Consider the following 19,280-nt stretch of genomic DNA (forward strand, 5'->3'; position numbering starts at 1 on the left):
TAAGATCAGCGGCGATGAGCACTCCTGACCGCAAGGCCCCGACCCGCGCCGACTACGTGCACTGGCGCACGATCACCACCCGTTGGCGCGACGACGACGCGTACGGTCACCTCAACAATGCGACCTACTACGAGTACTTCGACACCGCCGTCAACGCCTACCTGTTCGAGACGACCGGCGTGAACGTGCGGAAGCTGCCGAAGATCGGGATCGTCGCGGAGACCTCGTGCCGCTACCTGCGCGAGATCGGGTTCCCCGAGCCGGTCGAGGCCGGGCTGGTCGTCGACAAGGTCGGGAGCTCGTCGGTCATCTACCGGATCGGGCTCTTCCAGGGGCCGGGCGAGGAGGCCGCCGCCGAGGGCCGGTTCGTGCACGTCTACGTCGACAACACCGACGCGTCACGTCCGGTGACGCCGATGCCCGACGAGATCCGGGAGGCGGTCATGCCGCTGTGGCGGCAGAACTGACCGTGACGCCTCGCTAAATCTTGCGTGGCGCCATTCACCGTTGTCCGGCACTGTGACAGGCTGATCCACCGCCGTAGCACGATCTAGAGCGTCTTGGGGGACCTCTGTGGACGAAGAGTTGAAGCGCATCGCACGTGGCGGACTGCGCAGGGGGCGAGACCTTGCTCGCAAGGTCTACAACGACTCGCCCCTCTACAGCCGGGCCGACGACGTACGTCTGCTCGTCGACTGCCCGCTGTTCGACCACGAGTGGTACGCCGAGCAGGTCGGTCAGCGCCTCGACCGCAAACGGGCCGCCCGGCACTATCTCGAGCAGGACCCGGCCAAGCCGCTGGCGCAGCCCAGCCCGCTCTTCGACCCGGAGTTCTTCCTCGCGCGGCTGACCCCGCGGCTGCGCAAGCAGATGGGCGACCAGGACCCGTTCCTCTACTGGCTGCGCGCCGAGCTGTGGCTGCAGCCGACGCACCCGCTCTTCGACACCGACGGCTACACCGAGCGGCGCAAGACCGAGAACTTCTACGGCGGCGCGATCGGTCACTACGTCGACCGCGGCGCCCGCAACGGACGCCGCGCCAACGACTGGCTGGAGCAGGTCGACGGCCGGTTCCCCGACCTGCGCGACTGGATCCGCGACCGGCGCGCGGAGTGGCAGGCCCGGCAGGGCGGCCCGAAGACCTGGCGGCCGGACATCGACCGCGCCCCTGCCCCGCTGGCTGGTCGTGAGCCGGCAGGCACGGTCACCGTCATCGTCGATCTGGGCGCCTCCGACGAGCTCGCTCGCGCGACGCTGGACGGCGTCGCCGCCCAGACCGGGGTGAGCACCGAGATCATCGTCATCGACCGCGGCCTGACCCCGTCGGTCGCCGAGGTCATCCCTGAGGTCACCCCTGGCGCCCGGGTGGTGCTCGGCGACCCGGACCGCGGCGAGCCCGGTGTGGTCGCGGCGTTCTCGCAGGTGAGCGGCGACTTCGTCGCGTACGTCGCTGGGGGAGACGTCTGGACGCCCGGCCGTCTCGCGCGGCTGGTCTCGGTGGCCGAGGCGGCCGGGAGGCCGCTGGTCGCCGACGTCCTGGAGCGTCCCTGGCAGGAGGAGCAGCGGTTCGCCGTCGACGTACCTCCGGCCTCGCCGGGGACTGACGTGCCCGGTCCGCTGATGCGGACCCTGCTCTCGCGACTGCTGATCTCCGCGCCGCTGCTGGCGGAGGTCGGTGGTCCCCGTGACGACATCGGCTTCGGCTGGGCCTACGACCTCGCGCTGCGACTGACCTCCCAGGCCACCGTCGAGGTGGTGCCCGAGGTCGGCGTCGAGCGGCGTCAGGGCATCAACCCGCGCCGTCCGCGCCAGGACCGGCTTCCGCTCGACCCTCACGACCTGGAGTCGTGGGAGGACGTCGTACGCAACCGGACCTTCATCGACTGGAACGCGCTCGGCTCGCGCACCCCTGACCCCGACGTGGTCTCGGTCGTCATCCCCACCTACGACGACTCGCTGCTGACCGTGGGCGCGGTCGAGGCCGTGATGGAGCACGGCGCGGGGGAGAAGCGGCTCGAGATCGTGGTCTGGGACAACGGCTCCTCGGCCCGCGTCTCGGCGGTGCTCGACTCGCTGCCGCTGCGGTTCCCCGAGGTGAAGGTGGTCCACAGCACGGTCAACCACAACTTCGCGCTCGGCAACAACCTCGCCATCCCGTACGTCACCGGCGAGACCGTGGTCTTCCTCAACAACGACACCACGGCCCTGGCCGGCTGGCTGGAGCCGCTTGTCTCGGCTCTCGAGGATCCCGAGGTGCTCGCGGTGCAGCCGCTGCTGCTCTACCCGAGCGGGTCGGTGCAGTCGGCCGGGGTCGTCTTCCCGCCCTACGGCGGGCTGCCCTACAACATGCTCGCCGAGTACCCGCCCGAGGACGCCGCCGGTCTCGACGGCCACCCGTTCTCCGCGCTCACCGGCGCGGCGCTGGTGATGCGCTATCGCGACGTCGTCGCATGTGAGGGGTTCGACCCGATCTTCACCAACGGCATGGAGGACGTCGACCTGTGCCACCGGCTCGCCGCGCTGCGTCCGGGCTCGTTCCGGGTCGTGACCTCCTCCGAGGTCGTCCACCACGAGTCGAAGTCGAAGGGCCGCTTCGCCCGCGCCCCGCGCAACCGGCTGATCTACCTCGACCGCTGGGCCGGGCGCACCGAGCCCCGCGACGACGTGGCCGCCTGGGCGGCCTGCGGCTACCAGGTCGTCGGCCGCGCGGCGGCCGGGAACCCGACCGGCCCTGCTAAGACGTACGCCGCCACCCGCCCGATCCTCGCCCCGATGCCGCGCGCCTCGGTCGTCGAGGGCATCCCACAGCTGCGCTGGTCGATCAAGATCTCCGCGCCAGGAGCGCCGGAGGGCGAGCGGTGGGGCGACACCCACTTCGCCCGCGCGCTGGCCCGATCGCTGCGTAGGCTCGGCCAGTCGGCGGTCGTCGACCACCACTACGAGTGGGAGCGGCCGAGCGCGCTCGACGACGACGTCGTGGTCACCCTGCGCGGTCTCTCGCGCTACTTCCCGGCGCCCGACGGCCGGATCAACATCGGCTGGGTGATCTCCCACCCCGACGCGGTCACCCGCGCCGAAGCAGCCTCGTTCGACCGGCTGCTGGCAGCCGGGCCGATCTGGGCCGAGCGGATGTCGGCACGGTGGGGCATCCGCATCGACCCGCTGCTACAGGCCACCGACCCCGAGCTGTTCAACCCCGACCGGGCGCTGCCCGACTCCGGTCACGCGGTGCTCTTCGTCGGCACCTCGCGCGACGTCGAGCGCCCGATCATCCACGATGCGGTCTCGGCAGGACTGCCTCTGTCGGTCTACGGCCACGGCTGGGAGCCCTACATCCCGCGCCACTACGTCAAGGCCCAGTTCATGTCCAACACCCGGCTCGGCGCCGAGTACCGGGCCGCCGGGGTCGTGCTCAACGACCACTGGGCCGACATGCGCGACTACGGCTTCATCTCCAACCGGCTCTTCGACGCCGTCGCCTCCGGTGCCCGGGTCATCTCCGACGACGTCGTCGGTCTCCGCGAGGTGTTCGGTGACACCGTGCAGGTCTACGAGACCCCCGAGGACCTGGTGAAATGGTCCTCGATGCCCGACCCCTCGGTCGTCTTCGGCACCGACGAGCACATCCGCGCCGAGGCTGCCCGCATCCACCGCGACCACGGCTTCGACGCCCGCGCCCGATCCCTCCTCGACATCGCGCTCGAGGAGCGCGCCAAGCGCGACCGCTCCTAGCGACCTGTCAGAGTGTCCGCATGACGAAGCTGTCGGTGATCCAGCTGCGCGAACGGGACGCACTGGTCGATGACCTGAGGTCGCTCTCGCCCGAGCAGTGGCGCGCGGCCACCCTCTGCGGGGAGTGGGACGCGGAGGAGGTGGTGTCGCACCTCGGTGCGGCCTCACGACTCTCGTTCCCGGCCTGGCTGCGCAGCATGATCGGGGCGCGGTTCGATCCGGACGTACACAACCGCAAGCGGCTCGAGGAGTTCCGCGGATCCTCGCCGGAGGAGACGCTCGAGATGTACGCCGTGATCGGGCCCATCCGGCTGCCTCGGACGGAGAGCGTCGGCGGGCTGGGGGAGATGGTCGTGCACGGCGAGGACATCCGGCGGCCCCTCGGCATCCGGCACGATCCCGACCCCGAAGGGCTCGCTGCGGTCGCCAGGTCCTTCGCCACCAAGGACTTCGCGGTCAACAGCAAGTCGCTGGTCGAGGGACTCCGGCTCCGAGCGGTCGACGCCGAGTTCGTGACCGGCGACGGCCCCGAGGTCAACGGCCGCCTGCTCGATCTCGTCATGGCGATGGCCGGAAGGCGCGAGGTGCTCGAGGACCTCAAGGGAGACGGCGTCCCCGAGCTGCGACGCCGGCTGGGCTGAGCGCTCCGGACCATCTGGGTTCGCCCAGGTGGCCGTATGGTGTCTGAAGCGATGACGGCACCACGGCATGGGGGAGACGGTTTGGCCAGCGACCGGAGCCGGCTCGAGCGGTTGATGCAGGAGTCGATCCGGATCTCACCGGCGCCAGGAAGCCGCTCGCCCGCGTGGCGCGCGAGCGCGACGCTGCTGGTCGGGCTGGTGGCACTGGCCGGGATCGGACACATCGAGCTGGCCGCGTACGCCTGCTTCGGCACCTTCGCCTCCATCTACGGTGGCCGCCAGCCGCTGCGAGGACGCTGGCGGACCCAGACTGCCGCCGGGGCGCTGATGTGTGCCGCGGTCCTGTGCGGCGCGCTCGTCGCGACCTCCCCGCACCGGGCCTGGCTCGTCATTCCCGTCGCCGCGGTATGGGCCGCGGCCGGGTCGATGCTCTCGGACCGGTTCGTGCTGCGGCCGCCGGGACCGATGTTCCCGGTCTTCGCGGTGGCGACGTGTGCCGCGCTCCCGGTGACCCTGTCGGGTGTCTGGGTGGCCGTCGGCGTAGCAGCCGCCGCGGCCCTGGTCGCCGTGCTCCTCGGGCTGCTCGAGGAGCGGCTGGTCGGCAGCGGAGCCTCGGTCGAGGCCAGCCGCGGTGAGGTACGCCTCGACCACGCGACCGCGGTCGTCGTCGCGGTCGTGGTCGCCGGCACGATCTCCACCGCGCTCGGGCTCAGTCACACCTACTGGGCGATGGTGGCTGCGGCGGTGCCGTTCGGCGTCACCGGGCTGCTGGCGCAGACGACCCGCGGGCTGCAGCGCGTGGCCGGCACCCTGGTCGGCCTGGTCCTGGCAGCGGTGCTGCTCTCGGTATCGCTCCCCGCCCTCGTCGTCGCGGTGGTCGTCGCCGCGCTCCAAGGGATCACCGAGCTGCTCGTCGGGCGTCACTACGGCCTCGCCCTCGTCGCCATCACCCCGCTCTCGCTGCTGATGGTCCAGCTCGGCCACCCGCAGCCCGTCGACGCCCTGCTCTGGTCCCGCCTCGCCGAGACCCTCCTCGGCGTCGTCGTAGGCCTCGCCGCCGCCCTCGCCCTCCGCGAGTTCCGGCGCCGCTGACCGCCGAGGCGTCACGTACGTCGGCCGAAACGTCACATATGGCGGGCGAAACGTCACTTACGTCGGTCGAGACGTCACGGCAGTGCCGAGTCGGCCGACCGGGCTGACGTCTCGGCCGACGGGAGTGACGCCTCGGCTACTTCTCGAAGACTGCCTGATCGAGGACGCGGCGCTCGTCGTCGGCCAGGACGACGAGCTCCTCGCGGGTGAGGCCGGTGCCTTCGCCGGTGGGGGAGAGGTTGATGAAGAACTCGTGCTTGACGGTGTCGTGGAAGGACGTCTCCCGCATCGAGATGAAGTCGAGGTCGGCGAGGTCCTGGAGCAGAAGGCGGAGGTGGTTGGGGGTGCAGACCCAGTTGTGGGTGTCGATGTAGCGCTCCCCGCGCTGGGCCTCCTCGCCACTTGCCTTCACGGCCTCAAGGGCGTGGGCGAAGGTGTAGTCGCCCTTGTGGCGCGGACCCCAGGCGGTGATGCCGCCGTGCTTGGCGGCGTTGAGCCGCTCCTCGATGACCGCGCCCATGGTGTGCACCGACGACGGGTAGAGCGAGGCGTCGATGACCCGCGAGAGCGAGGCGCGCTCGCGGAAGCGGTCGAAGCAGTAGCGGTGGTCGGGGATGACGAGGGCGAGCACGCCTTCGGGGTTGAGCAGCTTCTCGCACTCGTTGATGAAGTCGATCATCGAGGTGGTGTGCTCGATGACGTGGGAGGCGACGACGAGGTCGAAGCGCTCCGGGATCACGTCTGACCAGGGAGTTCCCGGCCGGAAGACGTAGTCGACCTCCTCGATGTCATCGGGGTCGTACTGGGAGAAACCGGCGTAGCGCTGAACCAGACCCTCGCGGTCGAGATAGTCGACGATGCGTACGTCATAGCCGTCCCGCTTGGGCAGGATCGCGTTGTGCGCGGGGCCGATCTCCAGGATCAGGGCGTCGGGCTTGACCCCGGCGAGCACCTGCTCGCGACGCAGCTCGAGCCGGTCCAGTCCCGGGATGGCCGGCACCGCAGTGGTGCGGTTTCGGTCGCCCTGCAGCCCCTCCACCTTCGTACGCAGCTTCTGGTTGCGCTGCTTGAGCTCGTCGATCCGGTCGTGCAGGCGCGCGGCCTCGGCATCGGCGGCACGGACGGTCTGCAGACCTGCGGCGGCGAGGCCGCGGCGTACGGCGCCCCTGAAGGTGGGCAAGACAGGTCCTCCTGAGAAGAGAGTTTTCAGCTGGTGCGGGGTGGGATGTAGGGCTCGGCGGCCAGTGCGGCCCGGCCGCGCTCGGCACCAAGAGCGTGCTCGTCGTCGGGCACGGCCTTGTCGTTCTCGGGGTCGAGCACGTCACGCATGAGGTCGAGGACGAGCGCGCGGCCGAGCACGATGTGCAGGTGGTAGGTCAACCAGTCGTCGAACGAGTAGTCCCCGGAGAAGGCCCCTGCGGCGAGCTCGGCCCGGGTCGGCGTGCGCGCGAGGTAGGCGTCCTGCAGGGTGCCGCTCAGGTAGCGCTGGTAGTCGCGCATCCCGTGGTGGCGCGGGCTCGGCTTCAGGTCGGGGTTGGCCTCGTAGCCCTTGCCGGCGTTGATCACCTTGCGCTCGAGCTGGGCCCAGGAGCGCCAGGGGAGGTGGAGCACCTCGAGGGCGACCTCGTCGGGCGGCTGGCCGTTGCTCATCAGCGAGACGAAGTGGTTGCCCTGGACGACCTTGATGTCCGACTCGCCGCGGTGGATCGCGTTGGGCGTCGGATGCGCGTGGAGCCCGACCGCCTCGAGGCGCTCGTCGGAGCGCCGGTCGCGCCACTGGAGCCGATTGATGCCGCCGCCGGTCCATTCGGGCGGACCGACGAGGTTCTCGACCTCGACGGTGAACGCGTTCAGCGACAGGGGAGTGGCCTCGAGCGCCTGGCGTACGGTCAGGCCCTTGTCCTTCGGCACCAGGAACTCGTCGGCGTCGAGGTTGAGGACCCAATCGGCGCGGAAGTGGGTGCGGGCACGTCGGGCCATCGAGGTGACGACCTTGCCCTGCTGCTTCTCGTGGACAGGGTCGTGGTGGAGCTCGACCCGTCCCGTGGCGGCATAGCGCTCGAGCACCTCGGTGGTGCCGTCGACCGACGCGTTGTCCGTGACGATCAACGTGTCGACACCCTGGTCCAGGTGGTGCTCGATCATCGCGGCGACGATGTCGACCTCGTCCCGGACCATCATTGTCCCGATGATCCTCATGCCGTGAAACACTACCGGCCCGGTGTACGTTGTCGAGATCCCGCGCCGTACGACGGGACACCCCGGGCGCGGGCGCGCGTGCCCGCGCGTGCCGTTGTGTGCTCCGGGGGCGAGGTGTGCGAGGGTGGACGCCGTCCGTGAGTATCCAGAAGGGGGCTGGCCGAGCCAGTGACGACCATCCTTGTCATCTTCGTGGCGATGTTCGTCATCGTCGCGCTGGCCGGACTCGTGATCGTCTACACGGTCTTCCCCCACCGCGGACAGAAGATGCCGTACGCCACCAAGCTCGGCAAGGCGATGGAGCGGGCCGTCGACACGGCCCCCACGCTCAGCCCGGCCACGCGCCTGCAGACCCGCCGTGAGGACCGTCTCACCGAGCTGCTCGGTGAGCGCAAGCCAGGAACTACGGAAAAGAACGCCTAGTTTGATTGGATGAGGCCCATGGACATGGTCACCCTCATCGTCATCATCGCGGTCGCCGCTGTCGCGATCATCGGCGGCGGCATCGCCGGTCTGGTCACCAGCACCCGGCGCCGCAAGGAGCGTTCGCTGCCGACCCAGGCGGGGACCGATGTCATCACCCGCCCGGAGGAGCCGACGGTCGGGGAGGCCGAGCCGGAGACGGTGCCGGCGGAGCCCGCCGCGCCGGTCATCGAGAAGCCGGAGAGCACCGCCTCCCGTCTGGTGCGGCTGCGCCAGCGCCTGGCCGGCTCCAACGCGCTGGGTCGCGGGCTGCTCAACCTACTCTCGTCCGACAAGCTCGACGAGGACACCTGGGAGTCCATCGAGGACCTGCTGCTCACCGCCGACATCGGCGTCACCCCGACCCAGGAGCTGGTCGAGGGGCTGCGCACCCGGCTGCGCGTCGAGGGCGGCAAGTCCGACGTCAAGGCGGCGCTGCGTGACGAGCTGATCAAGCTGGTCGACCCCGGCATGGACCGCCGGCTCCAGGTCAGCGGCGCCGACGGCGCTCCCGGCGTGGTGCTGATGGTCGGCGTGAACGGCACCGGCAAGACCACCACCACCGGCAAGCTCGCCCGCATCCTGGTCTCCGAGGACCGCAAGGTCGTCCTCGGTGCCGCCGACACCTTCCGTGCCGCTGCCGCCGAGCAGCTGACCACCTGGGGCGAGCGCGTCGGCGTCGAGGTCGTACGCGGCCCGGAGGGCACCGACCCGGCCAGCGTCGCCTTCGACTCGGTCAAGGAGGGCCTCGACACCGGCGTCGACACCGTCATCGTCGACACCGCCGGCCGGCTGCAGAACAAGGCCGGCCTGATGGACGAGCTCGGCAAGGTCAAGCGCGTCATCGAGAAGCAGACCCCGGTCACCGAGGTGCTGCTCGTCCTCGACGCCACCACCGGCCAGAACGGCCTCATCCAGGCCCGCGTCTTCAGCGAGGCCGTCGCGGTCAGCGGCATCGTCCTCACCAAGCTCGACGGCTCCGCCAAGGGTGGCATCGTCGTCGCCGTGCAGCGCGAGCTCGGTGTTCCGGTCAAGCTCGTCGGCCTCGGTGAAGGCCCCGACGATCTGGCTCCGTTCACCCCTGAGGCCTTCGTCGACGCGCTCCTGGGCTAACTCCCTGTGCCACATGGCAGGATCGCCGGTATGCGCCATTCACTCGCCGGCCGGGCCGAGACTTCCATGCAGGCACGACTGCTCGCCCAGCTCCGTGACGAGGGCCCGCTGTCGCGGGTTCAGCTCGCTGACCGACTGAACGTCTCCCGCACCACGATCGCGGCCGAGGTCGGCCGGCTCACCGAGCTGGGCATGGCCCACGAGGTCGGGCCGGCGGCCTCCCGGGGCGGCCGGCGCTCGACCCTGGTCGACCTCGCGCCGGACATCCGGTTCGTCGGCATCTCGATCGGCGCCACCAGCATGTCGGTGGGCCTCACCGACGGCCGGCTGTCGGTGATCGCCACCCGCACCCGGGCGTGCGACATCCGCAGCGGCCCGGAGAAGGTGCTCGCGACCGCGCTCGACGAGGTACGCGCCCTTCTGGACGAGCACGACGTCACCGAGCCGATGGGCGCGGGCGTCGGCGTACCCGGGCCGGTCGACTTCCACCGCGGCGTCTCGGTGTCCCCGCCGATCATGCCGGGCTGGGACGGCTACCCGGTGCGAGACGCAGTCGCCCGGGAGCTCGGCTGCCCGGTCGTGCTCGACAACGACGTCAACGTCCTCGCGGCGGGGGAGCAGCACGCCGGCGTCGCCCGGACCGCTCGTGACTTCCTCTACGTCAAGATCGGCACCGGCATCGGCTGCGGGATCGTCGTCGACGGGGAGCTCTACCGCGGCGTCGACGGCTGCGCCGGCGACATCGGCCACATCCGCGTCGAGGACTTCGGGCCCACCTGCGCCTGCGGAAACACCGGCTGTCTCGAGGCGTTCTCCGGAGGGGCGGCGCTCGCTCGCGAGGCGCTCGCCGCGGCCCGTTCGGGACGCTCTCCGGTGCTGGCCGAGCTGCTCGCGGAGAAGGGCGAGCTGAGCGCCGAGGACATCGCCATCGCAGTGGCCCGTGGCGATGCCCAGGCTGTCCAGCTCATCCGGGAGAGCGGACACCGCATCGGCCAGGTCCTGGCCAGCCTGGTCTCGTTCTTCAACCCCGGCCTGATCGTCATCGGCGGCCGGGTCAGCAAGCTGGGCCATGGCCTGCTCGCCGAGATCCGCAGCGTGACCTACCGTCGCTCGCTGCCGCTGGCGACCGGCAACCTCCCGATCGTGCTCAGTGAGCTGGGTGACGAGGGCGGCGTCATCGGGGCCGCCCACCTGATCAGCGCCTCGGTGTACGCGCCCAGCAGCGGAGAGGCGTAGACCCGGCTCCCGGGCCACCTCAGAGGCGGACTAACGTCCCATCTTTCGAAATCATCTTGCGAAAGTACGCAAGTCACTTGACGTGACCGGCGTCACATCGATACGTTCGCGGACGATCTCGCTCCCCTCCCATGCAGCGAGAGAAGGAGATGGACCGTGCGCAGATTCACCCTCTGGAGCGTCGCCACCACCGTGGTCTCCGGCCTCCTGGTTCTCCCCCTCACGACGTCCGCGGACGCGGCCCCCACGGCTGCCCCGCCGCCTGACACCGACTTCGAGAAGGTGACCCTCAACGACCGCCCCGGTGAGCCGATGGACCTCGCGGTCCTGCCCAACGGGGACGTCCTCCACACCACCCGCGCCGGGAAGGTGTGGCTCAACGACGCCGACACCGGCGTCAACAGCGTCGCAGCCCAGTTCGACGTCTACCAGCACGACGAGGAGGGCCTGCAGAGCATCGCGCTCGACCCCGGATACAACGGCCGGACCAACAAGTGGGTCTACGTCTACTACTCACCGCCGATGAACACCCCCGTCGACGATCCGGCCACGCCGGACGTCAACGAGGGTGACGCCCCCGAGTACGGCACGCCCGCCGACTTCGAGCCCTTCAAGGGTGCGATCCGGCTCTCGCGCTACAAGTTCGCCGGCGGCAAGATCGACCTGTCCACCGAGCAGCAGATCATCGACGTACCGGTGGACCGGGGGCGCTGCTGCCACGTCGGCGGCGACATCGTCTTCGACTCCGCGGGCAACCTGATCCTCGCCACCGGCGACGACACCGACCCGTTCCAGTCTGACGGGTACGCCCCGCTCGACGACCGCGAGAACCGCAGCCCCGCCTTCGACGCGAGGCGTACGGCCGCCAACACCAACGACCTGCGCGGCAAGCTCGTCCGGATCAAGCCGGGACGTTCGGGCGGCTACACCGTCCCGACGGGCAATCTCTTCAAGAAGGGCACGCCCAAGACCCGTCCGGAGATCTATGCGATGGGCCTGCGCAACCCGTTCCGGATCGAGATCGACCCGCAGACCGACCGCGTCTTCGTGGCCGACTACTCGCCCGACGCCTCCGCTGCGAACCCAGAGCGCGGGCCTGCCGGCCAGGGCAAGTGGACCGTCGTCACGGAGCCTGCCAACTACGGCTGGCCGCTGTGCGCGACCGCCGAGCTGCCCTATCGCGACTACGACTTCGCGACCGGTACCTCAGGGCCGGCGTTCGACTGTGACGCCCCGGTCAACGACTCTCGGCACAACACGGGTCTGACCCAGCTGCCGCCGGTCACCCAGCCGACCGTGTGGTATTCCTACGGCCAGTCCGAGGAGTTCCCCGAGCTCGGTACGCAGGGCGGCATCGGGCCGATGGCGGGCCCCGTGTACGACTTCAAGAAGTCCGTGGCGTCCGGGCCGCGGTCTGGTGCGTGGCCGCAGTACTACGACGGCGTCCCGCTGCTCGCCGAGTGGACCCGCGACTACATCAAGGGCATGCGCTTGGACGCCGACGGGAACCTGACCGGGATCGAGTCAGTCCTCTCCTCGTTCGCCACGGACAACGTGATGGACCTGGAGTTCGGCAAGGACGGCTCGCTCTACATGCTCGAGTACGGCGATGGGTTCTTCAGCGAGAACGAGGAGGCCCAGGTCTCCCGGATCGACTACATCGCCCGCACCGGTAACCACAGCCCGAAGCCGGTCATCAGCGCCGACAAGACCGCCGGTCAGCCGCCGCTGACCGTCGCCTTCGACAGTGCCGGGACGACCGATCCTGACGGCGACCGCCTCGTCTACCAGTGGGACTTCGACGGTGACGGCACCTTCGACGCCACCGGGAAGACCGCTACCCACACCTACGACGAGCCGGGGGCCTACCGTGCGACCCTGACCGTCACCGACAAGGGCAAGGCGGGTCGTGGCAAGCACGCCTCGGCGGACGTCGACGTGATCGTCGGCAACGACGTTCCGGTGGTGACCCTGACGACCAGCCCGGCGCCCGGCGAGGCGTTCCACTTCGGTGACACCGTCCAGTTCCAGGTCGAGGTGACCGACGACCAGGCTGTGGACTGCGACCGGGTCTCGGTGACGTACGTCCTGGGCCACGACGAGCACGGGCACCCGCAGTCCACCGCGAACGGCTGCAGCGGCTCGATCGTGACGACCGTCCCCGGTGGCCACGACCCCGGGCAGGACGACCTGAACGCCGTCTTCGTGGCGGAGTACACCGACCCCGGTGACGGCGACATCCCGGCGCTCACCGGCACCGACGAGGTGGTGATCGCACCCAGCGAGTGACCCTCGCGATCGACCCTGAAAGGGGCATTCGGCCAACTCTGGTCGGGTGCCCCTTTCGGCTACTTTGTCCAATCACTTTTCAAAGTTCGACAGAAACTTTGCAGAAACCGCCGCGAAAGGGTTGTACAACGTGAGAAAGGTCACTAGTTTGTCTCTCAGTCACCGAATTCTGTGACTGCCATCACAGGCTGCCCACGATGGGCGACCCACCCCGGACAGGAGGCAACCGTGCGCGACGCAGACATCACCGTGCGGGTCTCCGCCACCGCCGACCCGGCCGCCGTCCGGACCGCGCGGATGGGGCTGCTCCTGCGGTCGCTCCGCGACCGTGGCCCGCGCTCGCGCGGGCGCCTGGCCGAGGAGACCGGGCTGACCCGCACGGTCGCGACCGGACTGATCGAGGAGCTCGCCGAGCTCGGGCTGGTCACTTGCGAGGACGCCGACCGCCGCGGCGCCGGCCGCCCCGGCGTCCAGGTCCGGCTCGTCGGCAGCTCGGTGTGCGGGATCGGTGCGGAGATCAACGTCGACCACCTCGCCGTCGTCGCCGTCGACCTCGCCGGGACGGTGATCGCCGAGTTCCGCCGCGGCATCGACGGCCGGCGCCTTCCGCCCGAGGGCGTGCTGGCCGAGCTCGCGGGTCTCGTCGAGGACGCCCTCGCCGAGGCACGGACCGCCGGCGCCACCGTCGCGGGCGTCACCGTCGGCGTCGCGGGCCTCGTCGACACCGCCACCCAGCGCGTCACGCTCGCCCCCAACCTCGGCTGGCGCGACATCGACGCCGCCGAGGACGTACGCCTCCGGCTGACCGCCGACGCCGCGCCGGTGCCGCCGGTGCACGTGGCCAACGAGGCCACCCTCGCCGCCACCGCCGAGCTCGACCCCGCCGACGCCGACCGCGCCGACATGGTGGTGCTCTACGGCGAGGTCGGCCTGGGCGGCGCGATCGTCAGCGGTGGCCGAGTGGCCCCGGGGCGGCACGGCTGGGCCGGCGAGATCGGCCACTTCCCGATCGACCCTCGCGGGCGCCGCTGCGGCTGCGGCCGCACCGGCTGCTGGGAGACCGTCGTCGGCCTGCGGGCGCTGCTCGAGGCGGCCACGGACCCCGACGACCCGGTTCGCGACCCCGTGCTGACCCTGGAGGAGCGGCTCGCCACCCTGGTCGAGCGGGCCCGGCTCGCCGACGGCCGCACCTTGGCCGCGCTGGACGAGGTCGGGACCTGGCTCGGCACCGGCGCCGCCGTCCTGGTCAACACGCTCAACCCCGGCACCGTGGTGCTCAGCGGCTACTACGCCGTGCTCGGCGAGTGGCTGCGCCCGGCCGTCGAGGCGCGGCTCGCCGCGGACGTCCTCGCGCCGCGTGCCGGTGGCACCCGGGTCGCGATCTCCGCCTTCGGCCCGACCGCCGCGGTACGCGGCGGCGCACTGGTCTCCCTGGAGCCGGTGCTCTCCGACCCCACCGCTCTCGCCGACCTGCACGGAGGAACCCGATGACCCAGACCCCGAAGCCGTCGCCGGACGGCCCCGCCGCCAGCGCAGACGGGGGTGACGTACTGCTCGAGATGACCGGGATCGTGAAGCGGTTCCCCGGCGTGCTCGCCCTCGGCGGCGTCGACCTCGACGTCCGCGCGGGGGAGGTGCACTGCCTGCTCGGGCAGAACGGCGCCGGCAAGTCGACCCTCATCAAGGTGCTCTCGGCGGCGTACCAGCCCGACGAGGGGGAGATCCTCTGGGATGGCGAGCCGGTCCGGCTGACCACGCCGGTCGCCGCCATGAAGCGCGGCATCTCGACGATCTACCAGGAGCTCGACCTGGTGCCCGGGCTCACCGTGACCGAGAACATCTTCCTCGGCCACGAGCTCGCCACGGCCGGGTTCAGCCGCCGCGGCGAGGCGACTCAGCGGGTGCGTACGCTCCTGGCCCGGCTCGGCCACAGCGAGGTCGACCCGAACAAGCTGGTCGGCGACCTCTCCCCGGCCGGACAGCAGATCGTCAGCATGGCCCGGGCGCTGTCCCACGACACCCGCCTGCTCATCCTCGACGAGCCGTCGGCGGTCCTCGACCAGGAGGAGGTGGACAACCTCTTCCGGGTGATGCGCGGCCTCACCGCGGAGGGCGTCGCGATCATCTACATCTCCCACCGCCTCGAGGAGATCCGCCAGATCGGCGACCGGATCACGGTCCTCAAGGATGGCCGCACCGTGGCCACCGGGCTCCCGGTCGAGGAGACCCCGACCCGGGAGCTGATCACGCTGATGACCGGCCGCCAGATCGAGTACGTCTTCCCCGAGCGTCCCGCGATCGCACCCGGTCGGGACGGCACGCCGGTGCTCGAGGCCACCGGCCTGTCCGGTGACCGCTTCCACGACATCGATCTCCGCGTCCACGCCGGCGAGATCGTCGGTCTGGCCGGCCTGGTCGGCTCTGGCCGCTCGGAGATCCTCGAGACGGTCTACGGCGCCCGCCGCTCCAGCGCGGGCACGGTCACCGTCAACGGCCGCCGCCTGCGCCGTGGCTCGGTGCGTGCCGCGGTGGCCGCAGGGATCGGCCTGGCTCCCGAGGAGCGCAAGAGCCAGGCGCTGCTGCTGGACCAGGCGGTCTACCGCAACGTGACCGTCTCGTCCCTGAGCCGGTTCTCCAAGGGCAGCTTCCTCGACAGCGGCGCCGAGCGCCGCGCCGCCGAGGAGCTCAGCCGCTCGCTCGACGTACGTCCGGCCGGGGTGGACCGGCCGGTCCGCAACCTGTCGGGCGGCAACCAGCAGAAGGTCGTGCTCGCCCGTTGGCTGCTGCGCGACTGCAAGGTGCTGCTCCTCGACGAGCCCACCCGGGGCGTCGACGTCGGGGCGCGCACCGAGATCTACAACCTCGTCCGCCGCCTGGCAGACGAAGGTGTCGCCGTGGTCGTGGTGTCCAGCGAGGTGGAGGAGGTGCTCGGTCTCGCCGACCGGGTCCTTGTCATCAGTGAGGGCTCCGTCGTCCACGAGGGACCCGCCACCGAGATCGACGAGTCGAAGGTCCTGGACCTCGTGATGGAAGGAGAGGTCGCATGAGCGACACCAACCCGACGAACGCTGCTGTGGCCCAGGAGGACACGGCTCGGGTCGAGAAGGAGGCGGCCCGCCGGGCCGAGCCCGGTGGTCTCGGCCAGCTGCTGCGCAGCGGCGCGGGCCACAACCTGGGCCTGGTCCTGGCGCTGGCGCTGCTGGCCCTGGTCGGCGTCATCACGGGCGGTGAACGGTTCGCCTCGGTCGACAACGTGATGACGATCCTGCGCCTCGCGGCGGTGATCGGCGTGGTCAGCATCGGGATGACGTTCGTCATCACCGGCGGTGGCATCGACCTCTCGGTGGGCGCGCTCGTCGCGCTCTCCTCGGTCTGGTGCACGACGTTGTCCACGCAGGCGATGGCCAACGACTACCACTGGATCTTCATCGTCACCACGGCGCTCCTGGTCGGCGCGGGCGCCGGTCTGATCAACGGCCTGCTGGTGGCGTACGGCGGGGTGGTGCCGTTCATCGCGACGCTGGCCATGATGGCCAGTGCCCGCGGTCTGGCCGAGATCATCTCTGCACGCAAGACCCAGATCGTCAGCGTGCCGGGTTTCACCGATGCGCTCTCCCGCGACGTGCTCGGGGTCTCGGTGCTGATCTGGATCTTCGCCATCGTGGCCGTGATCGGCTGGGTGCTGCTCAACCGCACCACCTTCGGCCGGCGCACCCTGGCCATCGGCGGCAACCCGGAGGCCTCGCGCCTGGCCGGCATCAACGTACGCCGCCACACCGTGCTCCTCTACGTGCTCGTGGGTCTCTGCTGCGGCATCGCGGCGGTCATGCTGGTCAGCCGCACCACGACCGGCAGCGCCACCCACGGCCAGCTCTACGAGCTCGACGCCATCGCCGCGGTCGTCATCGGCGGCACCCTGCTCTCCGGCGGGCGCGGCACCATCGTCGGCACCGTCTTCGGTGTGCTGATCTTCATGACCCTCACCAACGTGTTCGTGATCAACAACCTCTCGATCTCGGCTCAGGCATTCACCAAGGGCCTGATCATCATCGCCGCCGTGCTGCTGCAGAAGCGGTTCTCACGACAGCCCGGGTCATGACCGCCCTACGCCGTCCAGCCAGCCGTCCTCGGGTCTCGGACCAATCCCTTCTCCACCTCGCACGATCTAGGAGCACTTCCATGAAACTGAAGTCCACAGCAAAAATCGTCGTCGCCGGCCTCTCGGTGCTTGCCCTCTCGGCGTGCATCAGCAACACCCCCGAGGAGTCCGACAAGGGCGGGGGTACGTCCAACGCCGAGGCCGGCTCCAACGACGAAGCGGGCGACCAGGTCGTCATCGGCTTCTCGGCCCCCGCCGCCGACCACGGCTGGATGGGCGCGATCAGCGAGCAGGCCAAGGCAGCCGCCGATTCCTACGAGGACGTCGAGCTTCGCCTGGCGGAGGGAACCAACGACGTCAGCCTGCAGATCAGCCAGGTCGAGACCTTCATCAACGACAAGGTCGACGCCATCGTGCTGCTGCCCTTCGACGGCGCCGCGATGACGCCGGTCGCGCTCAAGGCGATGGAGGCCGGCATCCCGGTCATCAACGTGGACCGTGAGTTCAACGACCCCAACGCCGCCCGCGTCACCGTGCTCGGCGACAACTACGGCATGGGCGTCTCGGCCGGGACGTACGTCTGCGAGCAGGCCGACGGCAACGAGAACGCCATCGTCGCGGAGATCGCCGGCATCGACTCGCTGCCCCTGACCCAGGACCGGAGCCAAGGCTTCAAGGACGCGCTGGGCGAGTGCGGCCTCGACGTCGACAACCGGGTCGCCGCCGACTTCACCGTCGAGGGTGGCGAGAAGGCCGCCGGCAACCTGCTGCAGGCGGCCCCGAAGATCGACTTCCTGTGGAACCACGACGACGACCAGGGCGTCGGCGTCCTCGCTGCGATCAACAATGCCGGCCGCGACGAGTTCACCATGGTCGGCGGCGCCGGCTCGGCGAACGCGATGCGCGAGATCGAGTCCGGTGACAGCGTCCTCAAGGCGACGGTCATCTACCCCTCCACGCAGGCCGCGGACGGCATCAAGCTCGCCCGGCTCCTGGTGCAGGACAAGGCGATGTCCGACCTGGTCGAGGTGACCGTGCCGCGAACCATCCAGCTGGACGCGCCGGTGGTCACCGAGGAGAACGTGGGCGAGTTCCTCGACACGGCATTCGAGTCCTGATCGAGCCCGACCCAGCCAGACCGCAAGATCGCTCCGCGCTCGGGCGCGGAGCGACACCACCGAAACACAGGATCGAGTTCCGATGACCGAGCAGAACGCCACGCTCGGGGTGGGGATGATCGGCTATGCCTTCATGGGTGCCGTCCACTCCCACGCCTGGCGCAGTGCCCACCGCTTCTTCGACCTTCCCATGACCCCGCGGATGCAGATCCTCTGCGGCCGTGACGCGACCCGCGTGGCGGAGGCCGCCACCCGGTTCGGCTGGGAGGAGAGCGTCACCGACTGGCGCGACGTGATCGCCCGCGACGACGTCGACCTGGTCGACGTGTGCACGCCCGGCGACACCCACGCGGAGATCGCGATCGCCGCGCTCGAGGCCGGCAAGCACGTGCTCTGCGAGAAGCCGCTGGCCAATAGCGTGGCCGAGGCCGAGCGGATGGCCGCGGCCGCCGCGGTGGCCGCCGAGCGTGGAGTGCGGGCGATGGTGGGATTCACCTACCGCCGGGTGCCCGCCATCGCCCTGGCCCGGAAGCTGGTCGCCGACGGTCGTCTCGGGGAGCTCCACCACGTGCGTGCGCAGTATCTCCAGGACTGGCTGGCCGACCCCGAGACCCCGCTGAGCTGGCGTCTCGACAAGACGAAGGCCGGCTCGGGTGCGCTCGGCGACATCGGCGCCCACGTCATCGACCTGACCCAGCACATCACCGGCGACCGGATCCTGGAGGTCTCCGGGATGCTGGAGACCTTCGTCAAGGAACGTCCCGTGGCCGAGACCTCATCCGGGCTCTCCGCCACCGCCGGGGCCGAGCGCGGTCCGGTCACCGTCGACGACGCCGCGGTGTTCCTGGCTCGGTTCGCCGGGGGAGCGGTCGGCTCCTTCGAGGCCACCCGTTTCGCCACCGGCCGCAAGAACGCGATCCGGATCGAGATCAACGGGTCGAAGGGCAGCCTGGCCTTCGACTTCGAGGACATGAACGTCCTGCACTTCCACGACGCGACCCTGCCGGCCGCCGAGGGCGGCTTCCGCCGGATCGTCGTCACCGAGCCCGAGCACCCGTGGGTGGCCGCATGGTGGCCGCCGGGCCACGGCCTCGGCTACGAGCACGGCTTCACCCACCAGGTCGTCGACCTCGTCCGAGCGCTCGGCGACGGCACCGAGCCGACGCCGACGTTCGCCGACGGACTCCAGGTGCAGCGCGTGCTCGCCGCTGTCGAGACCAGCTCCGACACCAGGACGTGGCAGGAGATCCCCACCTGACCCACCCCGCTCGGCCGATTCCAGCCTGTTCAAACCGTTGA

The 19,280-nt window shown here is 70.3% G+C and carries 15 protein-coding genes; 13 read left to right on the forward strand and 2 right to left on the reverse strand.

Annotated elements, in window-relative coordinates; genetic code table 11:
• The first annotated feature begins 14 nt into the window (after window positions 1-14).
• The 4 genes from OG801_RS23770 to OG801_RS23785 all read left to right on the forward strand — a co-directional run bounded on the left by OG801_RS23770 (window position 15) and on the right by OG801_RS23785 (window position 5,465).
• Entirely contained in the window at window positions 15-467 is a 453-nt protein-coding gene (locus OG801_RS23770) for a thioesterase family protein (RefSeq protein ID WP_355020089.1), read from the forward strand.
• Window positions 468-573: 106 nt separating this feature from the next.
• Entirely contained in the window at window positions 574-3,732 is a 3,159-nt protein-coding gene (locus tag OG801_RS23775; RefSeq protein ID WP_406031648.1) for a glycosyltransferase, read from the forward strand.
• 20 nt (window positions 3,733-3,752) lie between these two features.
• Window positions 3,753-4,373: a maleylpyruvate isomerase family mycothiol-dependent enzyme gene (locus tag OG801_RS23780; protein WP_406031649.1), complete on the forward strand. Its 621-nt coding sequence runs from the start codon at window positions 3,753-3,755 to the stop codon at window positions 4,371-4,373.
• Window positions 4,374-4,454: 81 nt separating this feature from the next.
• The gene (locus OG801_RS23785; protein WP_355020086.1) at window positions 4,455-5,465 is read left to right on the forward strand and encodes an FUSC family protein; all 1,011 of its coding nucleotides are present in this window, start codon (window positions 4,455-4,457) and stop codon (window positions 5,463-5,465) included.
• A gap of 136 nt (window positions 5,466-5,601) precedes the next feature.
• On the opposite strand, the gene OG801_RS23790 is transcribed toward OG801_RS23785, so the two are convergent.
• Together OG801_RS23790 and OG801_RS23795 are read right to left on the reverse strand one after the other, a co-directional pair.
• Entirely contained in the window at window positions 5,602-6,645 is a 1,044-nt protein-coding gene (locus OG801_RS23790) for a methyltransferase domain-containing protein (protein WP_406031650.1), read from the reverse strand.
• A gap of 26 nt (window positions 6,646-6,671) precedes the next feature.
• Window positions 6,672-7,664 (reverse strand): glycosyltransferase family 2 protein, encoded by a 993-nt coding sequence (locus OG801_RS23795; protein ID WP_406031651.1) that lies wholly within the window; start codon window positions 7,662-7,664, stop codon window positions 6,672-6,674.
• Between the two features lie 168 nt (window positions 7,665-7,832).
• Here OG801_RS23795 and OG801_RS23800 point away from each other — a divergent pair, with 168 nt between their 5' ends.
• From OG801_RS23800 to OG801_RS23840, 9 genes are all read left to right on the forward strand, one after another.
• Window positions 7,833-8,087, forward strand: a complete 255-nt coding sequence (locus OG801_RS23800; RefSeq protein ID WP_355020083.1) for a hypothetical protein — start codon at window positions 7,833-7,835, stop codon at window positions 8,085-8,087.
• 18 nt (window positions 8,088-8,105) lie between these two features.
• Window positions 8,106-9,239, forward strand: a complete 1,134-nt coding sequence (gene ftsY, locus OG801_RS23805; RefSeq protein ID WP_355020136.1) for a signal recognition particle-docking protein FtsY — start codon at window positions 8,106-8,108, stop codon at window positions 9,237-9,239.
• Between the two features lie 30 nt (window positions 9,240-9,269).
• On the forward strand, window positions 9,270-10,475 hold the full coding sequence (locus tag OG801_RS23810; protein ID WP_355020082.1) for an ROK family transcriptional regulator: 1,206 nt from the start codon (window positions 9,270-9,272) through the stop codon (window positions 10,473-10,475).
• A gap of 156 nt (window positions 10,476-10,631) precedes the next feature.
• Complete coding sequence (locus tag OG801_RS23815) at window positions 10,632-12,764, forward strand: PQQ-dependent sugar dehydrogenase (protein ID WP_406031652.1); 2,133 nt, start codon at window positions 10,632-10,634, stop codon at window positions 12,762-12,764.
• 228 nt (window positions 12,765-12,992) lie between these two features.
• Window positions 12,993-14,255 (forward strand): ROK family protein, encoded by a 1,263-nt coding sequence (locus OG801_RS23820; RefSeq protein WP_406031653.1) that lies wholly within the window; start codon window positions 12,993-12,995, stop codon window positions 14,253-14,255.
• Entirely contained in the window at window positions 14,252-15,811 is a 1,560-nt protein-coding gene (locus OG801_RS23825; protein ID WP_406031654.1) for a sugar ABC transporter ATP-binding protein, read from the forward strand. The genes OG801_RS23820 and OG801_RS23825 overlap by 4 nt, the downstream gene beginning before the upstream one ends.
• Window positions 15,808-16,863, forward strand: coding sequence for an ABC transporter permease (locus OG801_RS23830; RefSeq protein ID WP_355020078.1), 1,056 nt, complete (start codon window positions 15,808-15,810; stop codon window positions 16,861-16,863). Before OG801_RS23825 ends, OG801_RS23830 begins: the two co-directional genes overlap by 4 nt.
• 80 nt (window positions 16,864-16,943) lie before the next feature.
• The gene (locus OG801_RS23835) at window positions 16,944-17,981 is read left to right on the forward strand and encodes a substrate-binding domain-containing protein (protein WP_355020077.1); all 1,038 of its coding nucleotides are present in this window, start codon (window positions 16,944-16,946) and stop codon (window positions 17,979-17,981) included.
• 82 nt (window positions 17,982-18,063) lie between these two features.
• Window positions 18,064-19,239 (forward strand): Gfo/Idh/MocA family protein, encoded by a 1,176-nt coding sequence (locus tag OG801_RS23840; RefSeq protein ID WP_406031655.1) that lies wholly within the window; start codon window positions 18,064-18,066, stop codon window positions 19,237-19,239.
• Window positions 19,240-19,280 lie beyond the last annotated feature (41 nt).

It is taken from the genome of Nocardioides sp. NBC_00163 (assembly GCF_045206295.1).
Taxonomy (GTDB): domain Bacteria; phylum Actinomycetota; class Actinomycetes; order Propionibacteriales; family Nocardioidaceae; genus Nocardioides.